19 protein-coding genes and 1 pseudogene are annotated in these 17,552 nt (G+C 54.3%); 7 read left to right on the top strand and 13 right to left on the bottom strand.

Annotated elements, in window-relative coordinates; translation table 11 throughout:
* Nucleotides 1–14: 14 nt before the first annotated feature.
* Together ansB and ACOXYR_RS02235 are read right to left on the bottom strand one after the other, a co-directional pair.
* Complete coding sequence (gene ansB, locus ACOXYR_RS02240) at nucleotides 15–1,061, bottom strand: L-asparaginase 2 (RefSeq protein ID WP_189623851.1); 1,047 nt, start codon at nucleotides 1,059–1,061, stop codon at nucleotides 15–17.
* A 181-nt stretch (nucleotides 1,062–1,242) separates the two neighbouring features.
* The gene (locus ACOXYR_RS02235; protein WP_421356456.1) at nucleotides 1,243–2,247 is read right to left on the bottom strand and encodes a DUF1202 family protein; all 1,005 of its coding nucleotides are present in this window, start codon (nucleotides 2,245–2,247) and stop codon (nucleotides 1,243–1,245) included.
* 150 nt (nucleotides 2,248–2,397) lie between these two features.
* On the opposite strand from ACOXYR_RS02235, the gene ACOXYR_RS02230 reads away from it, so the two are divergent.
* Complete coding sequence (locus tag ACOXYR_RS02230; protein WP_421356455.1) at nucleotides 2,398–2,784, top strand: endonuclease domain-containing protein; 387 nt, start codon at nucleotides 2,398–2,400, stop codon at nucleotides 2,782–2,784.
* Nucleotides 2,785–3,074: 290 nt separating this feature from the next.
* Here the strand turns inward: ACOXYR_RS02230 and ACOXYR_RS02225 are convergent, their stop codons facing one another.
* From ACOXYR_RS02225 to trmB, 3 genes are read right to left on the bottom strand one after another with little or no spacing between them, the layout of a single operon-like run.
* The gene (locus ACOXYR_RS02225) at nucleotides 3,075–3,794 is read right to left on the bottom strand and encodes a YggN family protein (RefSeq protein ID WP_108475802.1); all 720 of its coding nucleotides are present in this window, start codon (nucleotides 3,792–3,794) and stop codon (nucleotides 3,075–3,077) included.
* A gap of 51 nt (nucleotides 3,795–3,845) precedes the next feature.
* Nucleotides 3,846–4,172: a YggL family protein gene (locus ACOXYR_RS02220; protein ID WP_015963056.1), complete on the bottom strand. Its 327-nt coding sequence runs from the start codon at nucleotides 4,170–4,172 to the stop codon at nucleotides 3,846–3,848.
* On the bottom strand, nucleotides 4,172–4,891 hold the full coding sequence (gene trmB / locus ACOXYR_RS02215; RefSeq protein WP_108475801.1) for a tRNA (guanosine(46)-N7)-methyltransferase TrmB: 720 nt from the start codon (nucleotides 4,889–4,891) through the stop codon (nucleotides 4,172–4,174). Before trmB ends, ACOXYR_RS02220 begins: the two co-directional genes overlap by 1 nt.
* A gap of 150 nt (nucleotides 4,892–5,041) precedes the next feature.
* Here trmB and mutY point away from each other — a divergent pair, with 150 nt between their 5' ends.
* From mutY to mltC, 3 genes are read left to right on the top strand one after another with little or no spacing between them, the layout of a single operon-like run.
* Entirely contained in the window at nucleotides 5,042–6,100 is a 1,059-nt protein-coding gene (gene mutY / locus ACOXYR_RS02210; RefSeq protein WP_421356454.1) for an A/G-specific adenine glycosylase, read from the top strand.
* 26 nt (nucleotides 6,101–6,126) lie between these two features.
* Nucleotides 6,127–6,402 carry an oxidative damage protection protein gene (locus tag ACOXYR_RS02205; protein WP_108475799.1) on the top strand — a complete coding sequence of 92 codons (276 nt, stop codon included), beginning with the start codon at nucleotides 6,127–6,129 and terminating at the stop codon, nucleotides 6,400–6,402.
* A 45-nt stretch (nucleotides 6,403–6,447) separates the two neighbouring features.
* Nucleotides 6,448–7,527 carry a membrane-bound lytic murein transglycosylase MltC gene (gene mltC / locus ACOXYR_RS02200; RefSeq protein ID WP_108475798.1) on the top strand — a complete coding sequence of 360 codons (1,080 nt, stop codon included), beginning with the start codon at nucleotides 6,448–6,450 and terminating at the stop codon, nucleotides 7,525–7,527.
* Nucleotides 7,528–7,565: 38 nt separating this feature from the next.
* Here the strand turns inward: mltC and citG are convergent, their stop codons facing one another.
* From citG to ACOXYR_RS02160, 8 genes are read right to left on the bottom strand one after another with little or no spacing between them, the layout of a single operon-like run.
* Entirely contained in the window at nucleotides 7,566–8,387 is an 822-nt protein-coding gene (citG, locus tag ACOXYR_RS02195) for a triphosphoribosyl-dephospho-CoA synthase CitG (RefSeq protein ID WP_421356453.1), read from the bottom strand.
* A complete protein-coding gene (gene citX / locus ACOXYR_RS02190) occupies nucleotides 8,365–8,904 on the bottom strand; it encodes a citrate lyase holo-[acyl-carrier protein] synthase (RefSeq protein WP_421356452.1) in 540 nt (179 codons plus the stop codon). The genes citG and citX overlap by 23 nt, the downstream gene beginning before the upstream one ends.
* Nucleotides 8,904–10,427: a citrate lyase subunit alpha gene (citF, locus tag ACOXYR_RS02185; protein WP_421356451.1), complete on the bottom strand. Its 1,524-nt coding sequence runs from the start codon at nucleotides 10,425–10,427 to the stop codon at nucleotides 8,904–8,906. Before citF ends, citX begins: the two co-directional genes overlap by 1 nt.
* Nucleotides 10,428–10,437: 10 nt before the next feature.
* Nucleotides 10,438–11,313 (bottom strand): citrate (pro-3S)-lyase subunit beta, encoded by an 876-nt coding sequence (gene citE / locus ACOXYR_RS02180; RefSeq protein ID WP_108475794.1) that lies wholly within the window; start codon nucleotides 11,311–11,313, stop codon nucleotides 10,438–10,440.
* Nucleotides 11,310–11,603, bottom strand: coding sequence for a citrate lyase acyl carrier protein (gene citD, locus ACOXYR_RS02175; protein ID WP_421356450.1), 294 nt, complete (start codon nucleotides 11,601–11,603; stop codon nucleotides 11,310–11,312). The genes citE and citD overlap by 4 nt, the downstream gene beginning before the upstream one ends.
* Before the next feature lie 18 nt (nucleotides 11,604–11,621).
* Nucleotides 11,622–12,644 carry a [citrate (pro-3S)-lyase] ligase gene (gene citC, locus ACOXYR_RS02170; protein ID WP_108475792.1) on the bottom strand — a complete coding sequence of 341 codons (1,023 nt, stop codon included), beginning with the start codon at nucleotides 12,642–12,644 and terminating at the stop codon, nucleotides 11,622–11,624.
* Between the two features lie 15 nt (nucleotides 12,645–12,659).
* Nucleotides 12,660–13,523 (bottom strand): fumarylacetoacetate hydrolase family protein, encoded by an 864-nt coding sequence (locus ACOXYR_RS02165; RefSeq protein ID WP_113857802.1) that lies wholly within the window; start codon nucleotides 13,521–13,523, stop codon nucleotides 12,660–12,662.
* A gap of 23 nt (nucleotides 13,524–13,546) precedes the next feature.
* Nucleotides 13,547–14,908: a 2-hydroxycarboxylate transporter family protein gene (locus ACOXYR_RS02160; RefSeq protein WP_108475790.1), complete on the bottom strand. Its 1,362-nt coding sequence runs from the start codon at nucleotides 14,906–14,908 to the stop codon at nucleotides 13,547–13,549.
* Nucleotides 14,909–15,107: 199 nt separating this feature from the next.
* Between ACOXYR_RS02160 and ACOXYR_RS02155 the strand changes: the two are divergent.
* From ACOXYR_RS02155 to ACOXYR_RS02145, 3 genes and pseudogenes are all read left to right on the top strand, one after another.
* A pseudogene (locus ACOXYR_RS02155) lies at nucleotides 15,108–15,230 on the top strand (hypothetical protein); the annotation flags it as partial.
* A 1-nt stretch (nucleotide 15,231) separates the two neighbouring features.
* Nucleotides 15,232–16,869 (top strand): ATP-binding protein, encoded by a 1,638-nt coding sequence (locus ACOXYR_RS02150; protein WP_113857804.1) that lies wholly within the window; start codon nucleotides 15,232–15,234, stop codon nucleotides 16,867–16,869.
* Nucleotides 16,859–17,551 carry a response regulator gene (locus ACOXYR_RS02145; RefSeq protein ID WP_108475788.1) on the top strand — a complete coding sequence of 231 codons (693 nt, stop codon included), beginning with the start codon at nucleotides 16,859–16,861 and terminating at the stop codon, nucleotides 17,549–17,551. The genes ACOXYR_RS02150 and ACOXYR_RS02145 overlap by 11 nt, the downstream gene beginning before the upstream one ends.
* Nucleotide 17,552: the final 1 nt, after the last annotated feature.

Below are 17,552 nucleotides of genomic sequence, written 5' to 3'. Positions count from 1 at the left end.
TCCGGTCATTTCCGTTAATATTGATTAAACATCTGCTGAATTTGTTTTGGATCTTTGGTTTGCGTTAACGCAAGCTGCAGCAGGACACGCGATTTTTGCGGATTCAGCGTTCCCGAAGCGACAAAGCCATATTTCGCGTCATCAATTTCCGCATCTTCCGTTGTCGCGCCTGTCGGAACGCGGGATGATCGAACCACAGCAACGCCCTGATGTGCCGCGGTTGCCAGCGTATCGAAGATCGTTTTATAAAGATTGCCGTTACCCACACCCGCGCTCACGATGCCCTGATATCCCGCCTCAATCAACGCTTTTGCCGGAAGATCGGAAGCATTGGCGTAGTTATAAACAATACCCACTTTCGGCAATTCACTCAGGTTAGAAACATCAAAAGGCGTGGCGGCAGTATGCTTACGTGCCGGCGTGCGTTGATAATCAACTTTTCCATTATGGATATACCCCAACGGCCCGAAATTCACTGAGCGGAACGTCGCGACATCGGTGGTATTTGTTTTGGTTACATCGCGCCCGTCCATAACTGTATCGTTCATTACGACCAGCACGCCGCGTTTTGCAGATTGCGGGTCAACCGCCGTTACCACCGCGTTGTAGAGGTTAAACGGGCCGTCCGCACTCATCGAGGTTGATGGGCGCATCGCGCCGACCAGTACGACAGGCTTCTCGCATTTGACGGTGAGATCGAGAAAATAAGCTGTCTCTTCCATCGTATCCGTGCCATGCGTGATCACGAATCCATCGGTAGCCGCACAATCATGATTAATCTTTTTCGCCAGCGTCAGCCAGACGTCATCATTCATATCCTGAGAGCCGATATTAACCACCTGCTCCCCTTTAACGACGGCAATATCTTTTAATTGAGGTACCGCATTCACGAGGTTCTCCACGCCGACTTTACCTGCGGTGTAATTGGATTTTGTCGCTGAATCACCGCCACCCGCAATGGTTCCTCCGGTCGCCAGTATCGTCACATTGGGTAGCGCTAACGCAGCACTGCTGCACCCCATAACCAGTGCAGCCAGTGCCGTTTTCCTGAAAAACTCCATGTTATTTCTCCAGTTACGTGAATTTGTCGCATTATCCCAATGCAGAAGATGAATAATGTGACCCCATTCCATTAACCAGATAAATATCTTAATAAGATTGTGTATTTTAGACATTGCTATCAAAACGGCACTGGTGCGTGCCGTTGATGGAGGGGGCGCTCTTTTGCCCCCTATATTTTGTTTACTGGATAACGCCCTCTTTTTTCATTTTCTCAAGCGCTTCTCGCCACCACTTATAATCACGAGTGAATTCGCGGGTACTGACCTCCAGCGCAACCAGTTGCTTGCGCAGCTCCCCCTGCTCTTTACGCAACGGCGCGACGTTATTATCCAGCGCGGCCATATCCTCACGAATTTTGCCGGCCATTTGCGTATGTTTTGTATAGTACGCGTTGCGATGCTCGGCAAAAGCTTTGTCGCGAGCGTCGTACAGCGGCGTTGCATCACAGGAGAGTTTTTGCTGGCATGCCGCGAGCGCGGGCTCGTAGACAGTTTCGAGGTAGTGATTTTCGAATTTTAGCGGATCGTTTTCACGATCCACGGCGTACATTTTTTCCAGTTTTTCTTGCTGTACCGCGCTGCGATCGCGCGGTTTACCGTTGGCATCTTTTCCCCACGAGAGGCTGATTTTCTCATCGAGAGCAGCAATTTTCTGCTTCAGCACCTTTTGCTGAGCAAGGTCTTTATCTGCCGTCGCTTTCCTCCGTGCAAAGTCGGCTTCCACCTTGCCAAGCTCGGTCATGAAGTGAGCGTCGTTAACCACCAGCATTTTGCTGCGATCTTCTCCCGCTTCAAATGGCCTGCCGACATTTTTCGCAGCGGTTTGCATAGAAAAGAAGGTCGTTTTCCAGCCGGAGTCTTTCGTCCCCACGGCCTGCATCATGGCTGAAAATTTAACGGGCTGCCCTTTTGTCCACGTCCTTTCATAAAAGAGATAATCCCCCGCCCCCCCAACAATAGAGTACAGATCGTCAGTGGAGGACATTTCGCCCTCTACCTGATACGTCGCCTGATTTCCCAGCGCATCAAGCTGGCGCAGGGTGAACGTATCCAGGCACACTATCCCCCCGGACTCTTTGGCGAACTGTTGTTTGATAACGTCATCTGTCGGCGTGTTATCGACCGCCAGCGCGTAAAGTGAAAAACACCACAGCAGCAACGCCGCCGTTTTCCAGGCTCGTTTCATTGGTTAAATCCTTTTAGTGAGTAAGGACATCATCATACGAAACTCCCCCACGGAGGAAGGATAAACAGAATCCGAAAGTACTCTGGAAGACCGGCTCCAGTTTTGATGATGAGATCTGACGATGGTTGAGCGCAGTGGCAAGATGAGGGCATGGAGAAACGACGGGAATATGCAAAGACGTTACGTGGCCAGCAAACGAGAGAAGAGCTGCGGCTTTGGTATTTGTTGAGGGGGCGACGGTTTCATGGTTTTAAGTTTCGTCGGCAAATGCCAATTGGGAATTACATTGTTGATTTTGCCTGCTACAAAGCGGCACTGATTATCGAACTGGACGGAGGGCAGCATGCTGAACGTGTGAGATATGACGAGACGCGCACTGGTTTCTTAGAACGGCAGGGGTGGTTGGTTTTACGTTTCTGGAATAATGACTTCAGAAATAATGAAGAGGGCGTTTTGCTGACCATTTTAAGACATCTGCAAACCCGCGCCCCTCACCCCGGCCCTCTCCCACAGGGAGAGGGAGAAGGTCGGAGCTGAGCTCAAACAAGTGTGCTGTTGCTTCCCCTCACCCCGCCCCTCTCCCACAGGGAGAGGGAGAAGGTCGGCGCTGAGCTCAAACAATTGTGCTGTTGCTTCCCCTCACCCCCGCCCTCTCCCACAGGGAGAGGGAGAAGGTCGGAGCTGAACTCAAACAAGTGTGCTGTTGCTTCCCCTCATCCCGGAACGCTCCCACAGGGAGAGGGAGAAGATCGGTGACAACACGACGTATTTGCACTATCGGTCCCCTCTCCCTGTGGGAGAGGGTTAGGGTGAGGGGTCAGCGCGCTCTACTTCAGCGTACCCACCAGCGCCTTACGGCTGTCCTCAAGCGCAATCACGCGTCCGCAGACATCTTTGCCGAACGCTTTAAAATCGGCTTCCTGGTTTTTCCATTCGTTCTGAATAGAGGTTTGCAGTCCACCCAGGCTACCCAGCACACCCTGCAACGGGTTACCGCCGCCTTTAAGCACCGCTTTCGCGCCCATTTCGTTGATGCTGTCCTGCAGAATGCCGCCCATCGCCTGGTTCACCAGGTTCTGGCCATCAGCACGCACTTCATCAATCGCTTTATAGTGGAACGTCAGACCATCGGTGCGATGCTCGATAATACGGTTCATCTGCGCTTTGAGCTGAGCATCCAGCTTGGTCAGACGGCTGCGCATGTTACTGCTCTCGCCCACTTCTTTGGCGATGATTTTGTCCAGCGCAACGCGGCCTTTTTCAACGCGTGTTCTCGCGCCTTCGTCGATCCACGGCAGTGCGCTGCGCAGTTCGGTTTGATAATCTTTTGCCTGTTCGCGCTGTGCCGCGTTCAGGGCGTATTGTTTACCGTTAAAGGTCACACCGCCGTCGGGGGTGATGACCAGATTGCCATTCTCGCCTTTGACCTGCACCGTTTGCGGACTCAGGATCACATCATCACGCGGGGTGACGCTGCACTGGTAATCCGCGTGAGCGGATAATGCCGTTAACGAAAGTGCCGCCGCCAGCAGCGTTTGACGCATCATACAAATCCCTCGATAGAAAACGGGCCAGCATGTGCTGGCCCCGATGCTAATTTAGTCCCACCAAACGTCGAAAAGTTCGCTGGTGCGCACTTCTTCGAATTTGTGGTCTTCCAGCCATTTACGCACCTGAGCCTGATGGTCCTCGGTGCATTTGCCGATTTCCTGGGTGCAAATCAGACCTTCCCAGGCCAGATAGCCGCTGCCGTCAAACGCCAGCTTGTTCGGCTCAATCACTTCTTCAATGAACTTATCAACCGTCTGGTCGATCTGCTCTTCGCTGGTGCCTTCCGGGAAACGCCAGGCTACAGAGAAGCCAATTTCCTGAAACTCATCGATGTGCATTTTTTTGCGCAAACGACGGCTACGATTCTTTGCCATTATTTCACCCTCTCGAACATTAAGTCCCATACGCCGTGACCAAGACGATGGCCACGTTGTTCAAATTTGGTTACCGGACGTGATTCCGGGCGCGGTACATAGTCGTTTGTCTCTGAACGGTTTTTATACCCTTCAATGGAAGACATCACTTCCAGCATATGTTCCGCGTAGGCTTCCCAGTCGGTCGCCATATGGAAAACACCGCCCAGTTTGAGCTTGCTCTTCACCAGTTCAGCAAACGGTACCTGAACGATACGGCGTTTATTATGACGCGCTTTATGCCACGGGTCAGGGAAAAAGAGCTGTACCATGGTTAAAGAATTGTCAGGGATCATTTTGTGCAGCACTTCCACCGCGTCGTGGCACATCACACGCAGGTTTTCTATGCCCTCTTCATGCGCGGTCGCCAGGCAGGCGCCGACGCCCGGCGAGTGAACTTCAATGCCGAGGAAGTTTTGATGCGGATTCGCTTTCGCCATCGCCACCAACGATGCCCCCATGCCAAATCCGATTTCCAGGGTAGTCGGCGCTTCACGACCAAACAGCGCGGCAAAATCGACAGGTTCTTCGCTGAATTCAACGCCCATCACCGGCCAGTAGTTTTCTAATGCGTGTTCCTGCCCTTTGGTCAGTCGCCCCTGGCGACGCACAAAGCTGCGAATTCGGCGCAGCGGGCGGCCGTTTTCATCAAATTCCGGTGAAATGACGTCGTTCTTCATAAAAGTATTGTCTGCTTGTGAGAGTATTCGGGAAACGGGCATTATCCAAAGATAGTTGTCGGATGCAAGCACCGGAAAGTTCCTGTTTACACCATAGTGCCGCTGTGCTGCAATCTGCCACCCAAATAGTGCGATATCGGAAACCCTGCTTTGACCCTACAAGCGTCTCAATTTTCGGCCCAGGTGCTGGAGTGGTACGACAAATACGGGCGTAAAACCCTGCCCTGGCAACTTAACAAGACGCCCTACAAAGTATGGCTCTCTGAGGTGATGTTGCAACAGACTCAGGTCGCCACCGTCATTCCCTACTTTGAGCGCTTTATGGCGCGTTTTCCCACGATTACCGACCTGGCTAATGCGCCACTGGATGAAGTGCTGCATCTGTGGACTGGCCTCGGCTATTACGCCCGCGCGCGTAATCTGCATAAAGCCGCGCAGCAGGTGGCAACGTTGCACCACGGGCGCTTCCCGGAAAACTTTGAAGAGGTTGCCGCGCTGCCTGGCGTCGGACGGTCAACCGCAGGGGCGATTCTCTCTCTGTCGTTAGGGCAGCATTTTCCTATTCTTGATGGAAACGTCAAACGCGTGCTGGCGCGCTGCTATGCTGTAAGCGGCTGGCCCGGCAAGAAAGAGGTTGAGAAAAAACTGTGGGAGCTCAGCGAGCAAGTGACGCCCGCAAATGGCGTGGCGCGCTTTAACCAGGCGATGATGGATTTAGGCGCGATGGTCTGTACGCGCTCGAAACCGAAGTGCGAGCTTTGCCCGCTCAACACCGGGTGTGTGGCGTACGCGAACCATAGCTGGGCGCAATATCCTGGTAAAAAACCGAAGCAGACGTTACCTGAACGCACCGGTTATTTTCTGATGATGCAACGGGGTGACGAGGTTATGCTGGCGCAGCGTCCGCCGAGCGGATTGTGGGGCGGGCTGTACTGTTTTCCACAATTTGAAGATGAAGCTGCGCTTCGCGAGTGGCTGGCAGCGCGTCAGATAAACACAGAGCATCTCATGCAGCTAACCGCGTTTCGCCACACATTCAGCCATTTCCATCTGGATATTGTGCCAATGTGGCTTCCCGTGTCCTCATTCACCTCATGCGTGGATGAAGGCAGCGCTCTCTGGTATAACTTAGCCCAGCCACCGTCCGTTGGACTGGCGGCTCCCGTGGAGCGGTTGTTGCAGCAGTTACGCGCGGGCGCATTCGTGTAAGCGTCCGCGAACAAAGAGGATTTATCATGAGCAGAACGATTTTTTGTACTTTCCTGCAGCGCGACGCTGAAGGTCAGGATTTTCAGCTCTACCCAGGCGAGCTGGGCAAGCGTATTTATAACGAGATCTCGAAAGAGGCGTGGAAGCAGTGGCAGCACAAGCAAACCATGCTCATCAACGAGAAAAAACTGAACATGATGAACCCGGAACATCGCAAACTTCTGGAAGAGGAAATGGTCAATTTCCTGTTTGAAGGTAAAGATGTGCACATCGAAGGATACACTCCGCCAGAAAAACAGTAAGGGCCTCAGGCCCTTTAGCCCAACACAACACGCGCTCCCGGAATGATGAAAAAATTATTTGCACTGGCTCTGATTGCGCCGTTGCTTATCTCCTGCTCAGGCTCAAAAAAAGGTGATACCTATAATGAAGCCTGGGTTAAGGACACCAACGGTTTTGATATTCTGATGGGGCAGTTTGCCCATAACATTGAAAATATTTGGGGATTTAACGAAGTTCTTATCGCAGGCCCAAAGGACTACGTTAAATACACCGACGGCTACCAGACCCGTAGCCACATCAACTTCGACGAAGGTACCATTACCGTCGAGACCATCTCCGGCACCGAACCGGCGGCTCACCTGCGCCAGGCGATTATCCAGACGCTACTGATGGGCGACGATCCCGGTTCAATCGACCTCTACTCCGACGCCAACGATATCCAGATCTCCAAAGAACCGTTCCTTTATGGACAGGTCGTGGATAACACCGGTGAGGCGATTCGTTGGGAGTGGCGTGCAGCGCGCTTTGCCGATTATCTGCTGCAAACGCGGATGAAAAGCCGCAGCAACGGCATTCGGATGATCTACAGCATTACTATCAATCTGGTGCCGAACCACCTCGACAAGCGTGCACATAAGTACATCAATATGGTGCGCCAGGCGTCGCGTAAATATGGCGTCGATGAGTCGCTTATCCTGGCGATTATGCAGACCGAATCCTCTTTCAACCCGTACGCCGTCAGCCGTTCCGATGCGTTGGGTTTGATGCAGGTTGTGCAGCACAGCGCCGGGAAAGATGTTTTCCGTTCGCAGGGAAAATCAGGCACGCCGAGCCGCAGTTTCCTGTTTGATCCGGCCAGCAACATTGATACGGGTACGGCGTATCTGGCGATGCTGGGTAATGTGTATCTCGCCGGTATCGATAACCCAACATCGCGGCGTTATGCGGTGATTACCGCCTACAACGGCGGTGCGGGTAGCGTGCTGCGCGTCTTCTCGAACGATAAAGTTCAGGCCGCGCAAATCATTAACAGCATGGCACCGGGCGATGTGTATACCACCCTGACCACGCGTCATCCGTCTGCGGAATCGCGTCGCTATCTGTATAAGGTAAATACGGCGCAGAAGAGTTATCGGCGTAGGTAATTTTTAGTCTTCATTAACCCTTCCTTTTTCCGGAAGGGTTAATGTTTACATCCGCCGAGCACCCACGCTACCGATAATAAGTCTGCGCTTCCACCCGGGCTTAAATTGCGGGCAATCAGTTGTTTATCCATTTCAACCAGATCATCGTGCTGCCAGCCTCGTGCTAACAGTTGTTGCGAATAGTTTTGTACATAGCGCATCCCTGCCAATCCGCCCCTGGACACCAGATTGCTGTCGGGATTCACCGCCATCAAACGCAGCAGCATTTCGTGCATGGAATGCGAGTTCCAGTGCGGCAACACATGGCGCATCACCGTCGCAAACCCGCTTTCGGCCTCGCCGCGTGCGCCGGTCAGGCCGAACTGATGGAACTGTTTTTCACCTGCTGTCGCTCTACTCTGGCGGCTGGCTAATTCCCGTTGAACCATTCCCTGGCATATTTCGCTTACCTGCGTAGAAAGCGATAATGCATTCATCTGCATCCCTTTTTCCGCCAGCCGTCCGGCGGCAAAGCACAGCAGCCCTAACGCAAAAATACCGCCTTTATGTGTGTTCACCCCGTGAGTTGCGCGCAGCATGGCCTGTTCGCAGGCGATGCCGATGGGGCGCAGTAAGGCGAGCTGCTCACGATCGGTACGCGGCGCAAACTCACGCCCCGCAGCTTCAAAGCGAGCAAACCACGGCGAGATGGCCTGAATACTGCGCACAAACAACGCGTGGTTCATGTCGCGGTGCGAACCGTTATTGTTTTTATCCACCAGCCCCGGCTTTGGCGTTAGTTCAAGCTCCTGCCACAGCGCTTCTTCTGCCAGCGACGCCACGTTAATGGCGCGGGGTTTAATCGCGAGCAAACCAGCCATCAATCAGGCCCTCCACGCGAGCGACAACCTCTTCCACCGGATGGGCGCGCGAGCGGGCGCAGGCGTGTGCTGCTTCATCGCAAATCAGGCAACGGCGCATAGAGGAACCGAGCGATAAGCGCCCAACGTGGCCATTTTGCGGGCAGATCACATCTAAATCCCACAGACGTCCCAGCGGATGGGTTTGTTCCAGCGCCGCACAGTGCGCTTTAATTTCCGGGGCCTGATGTGCAACGCACCATAGCGCTTCCGGGCCCGTGGGCAGCCACAGTACCTGGCGGTCGAGCACTTTCCAGCCATTGCCCCATAGCATCTGGTCGCAGGCCTGCAGCGCCACGCCCATGGTGTTGCGGTAGCGAATGCTGTCTTTTACCGCGCCGGGCGTCACCAGCGTCAGCGAAATCAGCGATTGTTGATAGTGTTGCAGCCAGTCAGCCTGACGCGCGGCGCGGCGTTCTTTTGCCGTCAACAGCGCATCGAGACTGACGCCCTCACACGCGGGCGCCATCGTTTCCATTATGCGTACTCCTTCACCTGGCGGACGACGTCAATCACGCTGCCGTCGCGATAGCGGATCACGCCGACAATTTTGTCGGTAAATTCAATCGGCTTCGGGTTACCGGTCAGGGAAATCGCGCGTTGATAAAGGTCATCGATATCCACCACTTTTAGCCCCGCCGCCAGCAGGCGCTGGCGAATTTCCGGGCGAGCCGGATTCACCGCGATGCCGTGGTCGGTGACCAGCACATCGATACTTTCGCCGGGTGTTAAGCGAGTCGTCACGCGTCTCACCACGGTTGGGATGCGGCTACGCAAAAGCGGCGCAACGACGATAGTGAGGTTGGCCGCCGCCGCTACGTCGCAGTGGCCGCCGGATGCCCCGCGCATTACGCCATCTGAGCCGGTGATCACGTTGACGTTAAAATCAACGTCAATCTCCAGCGCGCTCAGAATCACCACATCCAGTTGGTCGCAGCAGGCGGCTTTACTGCCTGGGTTAGCGTAAACATTGGTGGAGATTTCGACATGATTCGGATTTCGCGCCAGTGACGCTGCGGCCTGACCGTCGAAGCACTGGGTATCAAGCAGTTTGCCAATCAGCCCTTTCTCATGAAGATCGACCAGACTGCCGGTAATACCGCCAAGCGCGAAACTGGCTTTAACGCCGCTGCGCTCCATTTTCTCTTCCATAAAGCGCGTGCAGGCGGTCGCCGCCGCGCCGGAACCGGTTTGCATCGAGAAGCCATCACGAAAGTAGCCGGAGTGCTCAATCACATCCGCCGCATAACGCGCAATCATCAGTTCGCGCGGATTGCTGGTCACACGCGCCGCCCCGACGCTGATTTTCGCCGGGTCACCGACGCTTTCTACCTTCACGATGAAGTCCACCTGATCCTGCACCAGGCTCGCCGGCATATTGGGGAACGGCACCAGTGCTTCGGTCAGCAGCACCACTTTACGGGCAAACTGCGCGTCAACCATCGCATAGCCCAACGAACCGCAGCTCGATTTTCCCTGCGTGCCGTTGGCGTTGCCGAATTCATCGCTGCACGGCACGCCGAGAAACGCCACGTCGATGTTCAGCTCACCGTCCTGCAACAGTTTTACGCGGCCTCCGTGAGAGTGAATTTGTACCGGCTCATCCATCAAACCGTGGGAAATCGCATCTGCCAGTTTGCCGCGCATGCCGGAGGTATAAATCCGCGTAATCACGCCGCTTTCGATATGCTCAATCAACGCGTCGTTACAGGTCATCAGCGAACTGGAGGCCAGCGTCAGATTTTTAAACCCCATTTTCGCCAGCAGGGCGACCACGGTGTTAATCACCCGGTCACCTTCGCGAAACGCATGGTGGAAGGAGATGGTCATGCCATCACGCAGGCCGCTACGTTCAATCGCCTGTTCCAGCGAGCCGCAGAGTTTACGCTGGTGTTTCGATTCCAGATTATCCAGCCACGGTGTGGCGCTGTGTGCGTTATCAAAAGGTTTTAACGCCCGCAGATGCGGGAAATTCACATGAAGAAGTTCTGTCTGATTCATTGTTCTGTCCTTAACGACGCACACCGGATGCGGCGGCGCGTTCCAGCACGCGCTGCGCGTGATTAATAATCGGCGCATCAACCATTTTTCCGTTGAGCGACACGACGCCCAGGCCGTTACGCTCGCCCTCTTCTGCCGCTTCAATGACGCGTTGCGCGTGGTCTACTTCCTGCTGCGTTGGCGCATAGGCGTTATGCAGCAGGTCAATCTGGCGTGGGTTAATCAGCGATTTGCCGTTGAAACCCATTTTGCGGATCAGCTCGACTTCGCGCAGGAAGCCGGCTTCATCATTGACGTCTGACCACACCACGTCGAACGCATCAATCCCTGCGGCGCGTGCCGCATGCAGGACAGCGCAACGCGCGTAGAACAACTCGGTGCCGTCACTGCGCTCGGTTTGCATATCCATCACGTAGTCAAACGCCGCCAGGGCGATACCAATCAGACGCGGGGAACTGCGGGCAATCGCCACGGCATTAATCACGCCTACGGCAGATTCAATCGCTGCCATCACGCCCGTGGAGCCCACTTCACGCCCGCATTCACGCTCAATGCGTTCAAGGTGGCCTTCGAGTTCAAAGATATCTTCCGGGGTATCGGTTTTTGGCAGGCGAATCACGTCAACGCCCGCACGCACCACCGCTTCGAGATCCGCCAGACCAAACGGTGTGTTCAGCGGGTTAATACGCACCACGGTTTCGATATCCTGATACATGGGGTGTTGCAGAGCATGGAACACCAGCAGACGCGCGGTGTCTTTCTCACGCAGCGCCACGGCGTCTTCAAGGTCGAACATGATGGAGTCGGGGCGGTAGATGAATGCGGTAGAGAGCATGGCGGCGTTCGCGCCGGGTAAAAACAGCATACTGCGGCGAAGTGTGTTCATGAGAGAACCTCCCAGGCGATCGCTTTTTCATCGGCGGCACGCAGCAGCGCACTCTGTAAACGGGCGCGAATGACACAATCCAGCGCGCCTTTGTCTTCGATGATAATGAGCCCCTGCACCACGCCCATGCGTTGCAACGTCTCTTCCACTACCCAGCGGATCTGCTCGCCAAACTGTTTAATCACTTCACTGTGGATGACAATCTCCAGCTCGCCGTCGGCGGGGGCGATTTTCACCATCAGGTCGCTGGACTCCTGCGTACCGGCCAGCGCCTCCCTTACTATTTTCATGATGTATTCCCTGAATGTTTACGCCACTTCCACCGCGCCATAATGCGCTTCCAGGTGGGCGAAAGTGGTTTCTGGTACGATCTCCCGAATTCGGGAAAACTGTTCTGTTTTTAATAATCTGCGCACTTCGGATGCGGAAATCGCGCTGCCGGTTGCCCGGATACGCGGCACTTCCACCACCTCAATACGGCCCGCCAGCAACTGATGCAGCGTTTCGTTGTACTGCCGCGTGACGTCGCAAAACGGTTCAGAGCCGATAAAACGGTGGGTAATGCCTAATGCCGGGGCGATATGGTCGCGGAAAATCAGCGCATCAATTTCGCTCCAGGCGCGCTGCACCTTGCCGGTCTCTTTCAAAAAGTAGGCCGGGAAAGTGGCACGGGAAATGATGTACTGCGAACCTTCATGCACCGTGACATTCGGCAGATGGGCCACGCCTGCGCGCACCATCGCCAGCCGCGCGCTAAACGGGAAAAATGACGCGTCTTCTCGCACCACAAAGAGATGTAGCCAGTCGCAGCGCGATGCCGCCAGTTCAACCAGATGACGATGCCCGAGTGTGAACGGGTTAGCGTTCATGACGATAGCGCCCTTGCGCGAGCCTTCGTGGCGATAACGGTGCAGCGAGCGACAGTAACGAGCGATCCCCTGCGGCGTGTTTTCCATCAGTACGGCATTACTGCCGCTTTGCGCAATCGGCCAGAAGCCGCTGCGCTGAAAGCGCTCTGCATTGCAGGGGCGGGTGCACAGAAAGAGATGAAAGTGACCGCGATCCACGGCCAGGTTTTCCACTTCCGCCAGCAGTTTCGCGCTGAGGTTTTCGCCACGGAGTTGCTTATCCACCGCCACGCATTTGATAACGTTAGCGGCAAGGCCCGCGCAGCCCACCAGTTGCGAATCGGACCAGGCTTCAACAAACAACGTGATGTCGGCATCCATGCCCAGGCCGCTGTCCGCCAGAAGCTGGCGGATCTGCATCAGACGTGCCGGGTGTTTAGCGACTTCCGTCACCCTGAAGTCGATTGCGGGTTGCGACTGCATCCTGTCACCTGCCGGTTAGTGTGCTGCCGTCAGCGTCTGCGCTGGCGCTTCCATAATCACATTGCTGAGGTGACCGATATGTTCGATCTCGACTTCAATGCGATCGCCTTCGTGCATAAACAGCGGCGGATTGCGCTTTTTACCCACACCGCCAGGGGAGCCGGTAATGATCACGTCGCCCGGGCTTAAACGGGTGAAGGTGCTGATGTACTCAATCAACTCGGCGACTTTGTGGATCATGCTGCTGGTGTTGTCTTCCTGCACCATGCGGCCATTGAGCCAGGTGCGAATAGCCAGTTGATGCGGATCAGGAATTTCGTCCGCCGTCGCCATCCACGGGCCAAAAGCCCCGGTCTGGCGCCAGTTTTTCCCGGCGGTAAACCAGGTGTGCTGCCAGTCGCGGGCGGAGCCATCCATATAGCAGCTGTAACCCGCCACGTGGTTCAGAGCCTCATCACGAGTAATATTTTCGCCGCCTTTACCAATGATGACCGCCAGTTCACCTTCGTAATCAAACTCATTGGAGCTGCGTGGTTTCAGTACCGGCGAGTTGTGGCCGGTTTGCGAATCGGGGAAGCGCACAAACAGCGTGGGCGCCGGGTTGTGCTGGTCAAACTCTTTGCGTTTTTCGGCATAATTCATGCCCACACAGAGGATCTTTTCCGGATGTTCAATCACCGGTAAGAAGGTGATGGCCTCCATGTTCAGATCGGCCGGTTCATTGGCGTACAGGCGGGCCTGAGTTAAACCATCGCCCTGTAACAGAGCCTTGAGGTCACTGTAGCGGTCGCCAAGACGGCGACCTAAATCCACCACACCTTCGGCATTGACGATGCCGTAGCTGCGAATACCCTGATAAGTAAAGCTTGCGAGTTTCATTGTTCTGTTCCTGCGTACATCAATTAAACAAGGAAGTTGCCGAGTACCAGCAGCGAGACGGAGACGTTAATCGCACCACCAATACGGGTAGCAATCTGGGCGAATGGCATCAGGCTCATGCGGTTGCCTGCAGTCAGGATCGCCACATCGCCGGTGCCGCCCTGGCCGCTCTGGCAGCAGGAGACGATGGCGACATCAATGGGGTGCATACCGATCTTTTTACCGACGAAGAAACCCGTGGCGACCAGTGCGGAGACGGTGCTGACAATCACCAGCAGGTTGCTGAGGGTGAACGCATTCACCAGTTCCTGCCATGGGGTAATGGCCACACCAACGGCGAAGAGAATCGGGTAAGTGACTGACGTCTGGAAGAATTTGTAGACCACCTGCGAACCTTCCAGCAGGCGCGGAGACGCTCCGTTGCACAGCTTGACCAGTACCGCGACAAACAACATGCCGACCGGTGCTGGCAGGCCAATCAATTTGTGGCCGAGCATACCAATCATATAGAGCAGCACCGCCAGCAGTGCACCAGATGCAATGGTCGTGACATCCGTTTTGCCAGACACAACAGGCTGCGAAGAGGCGGTATCCGCGTTAGCGTGATTCGGCATCAACTGGCCTTCGCCGGTCAGATGCGGGTAGCGTTTTCCCAGTTGGTTGAGGCAACCGGAGATAATAATCGCCGTCAGGCCGCCAAGCATAACCATCGGCAGCACGCGTCCCAGCGCCACGCCCTGATCCATATGCAGCAGCGTCGCATAACCGATGGAGAGCGGAATCGCCCCTTCCCCGACGCCGCCCGCCATAATCGGCAGAATGATAAAGAAGAAGATCTGGAACGGTTCCATCCCCAGCGCCAGTCCGACGCCCATCCCGACAATCATGCCAACGATTTCGCCACACAGCATCGGGAAGAAGATGCGCAGGAAGCCCTGAATCAGCACCGTGCGGTTCATGCTCATGATGCTGCCAACGATAATGCAGCAAATGTAGAGATAAAGAATGTTGGTCGATTTGTAGAATTTAGTGGTGGATTCGACCACAACATCCGGCAGCAGCCCGTAATAGACCATCGCGGACGGAATAAAGGTGGCGCAAATCGCCGCCGCGCCCAGTTTGCCGACGATCGGCAGGCGTTTACCAAATTCACCACAGGCAAAACCGAAGAACGCCAGGGTGGCGACCATTACCACAATATCGCTCGGCAGCTTGCCGCCTAAACAATCGATGGCAATCAGTACACCAGCCAGTAAGAACAGCGGCAGCGGAATAATACCCACTTTCCAGGTATCCATAATGTGCCACCAGCGCTCTTTCAGCGCCGGGCGCTGCATATCTATTGGGTCGTGAGGTACAGAGAAAGAATCATCAGTTGTGCTCATAATAAGCCCCTTGGTTATTTTTCACGTTCAGCTTAGGGCTACGAAGGCATACTTTATGTGAGGGAATGCATATTAAAACCAGAGTTTTAATGGCATCTATGGTTTTTAAGGTTTCTTTTATTTTATGTGACTCACCGCTTATTTATTAGCGTGGTTTTTATGGTTTCTTTTATAAAGTCTCGAATAAATATTTTCTTGCATGAATTATTTTTCGCAAAGATTGGAGGTGATGTGCAAAGGCTCACAACTTTCCGTAAAAATAGCAGCTACCCGCACAAAAGGTGATACATTAGGCCTTCCAACTGCTAACGTGCGTGATAGTCATGAAGTTGTCATTCCAGATAAAACTGTTTATATCGCTGGTTGCTTTTTTCTCGGTGCTGTTTGCATTACTGGGTGGCTATTATTATGTCGATATGGAAAGACAGCTTTATCAGGAAATGAGCGGGCGTGCCAGAATACAAGCAGAAGAGATTGCGCTTATTCCGTCCCTCCGTCAGGAAGTCGCCGATAAAGATATTGCAGCAATTAAAGCGTATATGCAGAAACTGGCCGCGCACAGCGATGCCAGTTTTATTGTGATTGGCGATAATAAGGGAATGCATCTGTTTCATTCGGTATTTGAAGACCGCGTGGGGAAAGAACTGGTGGGCGGCGATAACACTGAAGTGCTGGCAGGGAAAAGCACCATCACCATTCGCAAAGGTGGGCTTGGGATTTCACTGCGTAGCAAAGCGCCTATTTTGAATGACGCCGGTCAGGTGGTGGGGATTGTTTCGGTGGGATACCTCACCAGCTATCTCGATGCGATTACGGTGAACAAAGTCGTCAATATTCTGCTGGCCGCCGTTTTGCTGCTGATCGCCCTGTTCATTTTTTCATGGTTCTTCACCCGCAGTATTAAGAAGCAGATTTTCTCGCTGGAGCCGCGCGAAATTGGCCTGCTGGTGCGTCAGCAAAAGGCGATGATGGAATCCATCTACGAGGGCGTCATCGCCATTGATAAAAACTGCCGAATCGAGGTAATTAACCAGGCCGCGCGGAAACTGCTTTCACTGAGCCAACCCACGCGCCATCTGCGCGGGCACCTCATCAGCGAGGTTATCTCGCCCGTGCCTTTCTTTAACCCTGAAACCATGCTCGCCCGCGATACGCACGATGAAATCTGCCACTTTAATCAGTCGATGGTTATTGCCAGCCGGGTACGCATCATGCTTGAGAACGAGCTGCAGGGTTGGGTGATCACCTTCCGCGATCGTAACGATATCGATTCGCTGAGTGCGCAGCTTAGCCAGGTGAAGCGCTATGTCGATAATCTGCGCATCATGCGCCACGAACAGCTTAACCGCATGACGACATTATCTGGCCTGCTGCATATGGGGCGCTATGAAGAAGCGGTTAGCTACATCCAGGCGCAGTCTGAACACGCGCAGGAACTGCTCGATTTTATCTCCTCACGTTTTGCATCACCGACCCTGTGTGGGCTGCTGCTGGGTAAAGCTGCACGCGCGCGTGAGAAAGGCGTCGAGCTGGCGTTTGATCCTGCCTGTCTGATGGATAAACCTTTCACTACGCTTAGCGAAACGGAGCTCATTTCTATTATCGGCAACCTGCTGGACAACGCGATCGAAGCTACCCAGCGTTCTGCGCTTCCCCACGCGCCCGTTGAAGTGCTGATAAAACTCACTGAACATGAGCTGATTATCGAAGTGGCGGATCAGGGTGTCGGCATCGCCCCTGAACTGCGTGACCGCATTTTTGAACGCGGCATTACCACCAAAATTCACGGCGACCATGGTATTGGCCTGTACCTGATTGAAAGCTATGTTACTCAGGCAGGCGGTGCGATAGAAGTGGCGGATAACACGCCGCGCGGCGCCATTTTCTCTCTTTTCATCCCCGCAGGGGGAGAGGCACGACGCGCCACGCCAGCGCAGGAAGAGACTGACTATGCAACATGAACTTATCGATGTACTGATCGTTGAAGATGAAAACGAACTGGCCCAGCTCCATGCGGAACTGATTAGCAAGCACCCGCGATTGCGCCTGGTGGGGATCGCCGGGTCACTCGCCGAGGCGCAAACACAGCTTGCGGAAAAGCAGCCGCAGCTGGTTTTGCTGGATAACTATTTGCCGGATGGCAAAGGCATCACGCTTATTAACAATCCCCTGGTGGCGCGGGCTAACTGTTCGGTGATTTTCATTACCGCCGCCAGCGATATGGACACCTGTAGCCAGGCCATTCGCAACGGAGCCTTCGACTATATTCTCAAGCCAGTATCATGGAAGCGGTTGAGCCAGTCGCTGGAGCGCTTTGTGCAGTTTAACGAGCAACAGCGCGTGTGGAAGATTGTTGACCAGCAGAACGTTGACTCGCTCTACCAGTTGCAGGCGAAAAATTATCGCCAGGACGGCGGCAGTAAAGGCATTGAAGAGAATACGCTGGCGCGGGTGCAAAAACTGTTTAATGACCAACCGGCGTACTGCTTCTCGGTGGATGAGGTGGTGAGCGAAACCGGGTTGAGTAAAACTACAGCACGCCGTTATCTGGAGCACGGCGTGGATAACGGTTTTCTGAGCGTTGAAATGCGCTACGGCAAGATTGGGCATCCGCGCAGGATGTATAAAAGGAGTGCGGCCTGAA

This window comes from Pseudocitrobacter faecalis, assembly GCF_965231525.1.
Taxonomy (GTDB): domain Bacteria; phylum Pseudomonadota; class Gammaproteobacteria; order Enterobacterales; family Enterobacteriaceae; genus Pseudocitrobacter; species Pseudocitrobacter faecalis.
The sequence above is the reverse complement of the archived record's forward strand: the minus strand, read 5'-3'. Positions and strand labels throughout refer to the sequence as shown.

Coding starts and splice junctions, on each gene's coding strand:
- ansB (WP_189623851.1), bottom strand. CDS start 1,061: ATGGAGTTTTTCAGGAAAACGGCACTGGCTGCACTGGTTATGGGGTGC.
- ACOXYR_RS02235 (WP_421356456.1), bottom strand. CDS start 2,247: ATGAAACGAGCCTGGAAAACGGCGGCGTTGCTGCTGTGGTGTTTTTCA.
- ACOXYR_RS02230 (WP_421356455.1), top strand. CDS start 2,398: ATGGAGAAACGACGGGAATATGCAAAGACGTTACGTGGCCAGCAAACG.
- ACOXYR_RS02225 (WP_108475802.1), bottom strand. CDS start 3,794: ATGATGCGTCAAACGCTGCTGGCGGCGGCACTTTCGTTAACGGCATTA.
- ACOXYR_RS02220 (WP_015963056.1), bottom strand. CDS start 4,172: ATGGCAAAGAATCGTAGCCGTCGTTTGCGCAAAAAAATGCACATCGAT.
- trmB (WP_108475801.1), bottom strand. CDS start 4,891: ATGAAGAACGACGTCATTTCACCGGAATTTGATGAAAACGGCCGCCCG.
- ACOXYR_RS02205 (WP_108475799.1), top strand. CDS start 6,127: ATGAGCAGAACGATTTTTTGTACTTTCCTGCAGCGCGACGCTGAAGGT.
- mltC (WP_108475798.1), top strand. CDS start 6,448: ATGAAAAAATTATTTGCACTGGCTCTGATTGCGCCGTTGCTTATCTCC.
- citG (WP_421356453.1), bottom strand. CDS start 8,387: ATGGCTGGTTTGCTCGCGATTAAACCCCGCGCCATTAACGTGGCGTCG.
- citX (WP_421356452.1), bottom strand. CDS start 8,904: ATGGAAACGATGGCGCCCGCGTGTGAGGGCGTCAGTCTCGATGCGCTG.
- citF (WP_421356451.1), bottom strand. CDS start 10,427: ATGAATCAGACAGAACTTCTTCATGTGAATTTCCCGCATCTGCGGGCG.
- citE (WP_108475794.1), bottom strand. CDS start 11,313: ATGAACACACTTCGCCGCAGTATGCTGTTTTTACCCGGCGCGAACGCC.
- citD (WP_421356450.1), bottom strand. CDS start 11,603: ATGAAAATAGTAAGGGAGGCGCTGGCCGGTACGCAGGAGTCCAGCGAC.
- citC (WP_108475792.1), bottom strand. CDS start 12,644: ATGCAGTCGCAACCCGCAATCGACTTCAGGGTGACGGAAGTCGCTAAA.
- ACOXYR_RS02165 (WP_113857802.1), bottom strand. CDS start 13,523: ATGAAACTCGCAAGCTTTACTTATCAGGGTATTCGCAGCTACGGCATC.
- ACOXYR_RS02160 (WP_108475790.1), bottom strand. CDS start 14,908: ATGAGCACAACTGATGATTCTTTCTCTGTACCTCACGACCCAATAGAT.
- ACOXYR_RS02150 (WP_113857804.1), top strand. CDS start 15,232: ATGAAGTTGTCATTCCAGATAAAACTGTTTATATCGCTGGTTGCTTTT.
- ACOXYR_RS02145 (WP_108475788.1), top strand. CDS start 16,859: ATGCAACATGAACTTATCGATGTACTGATCGTTGAAGATGAAAACGAA.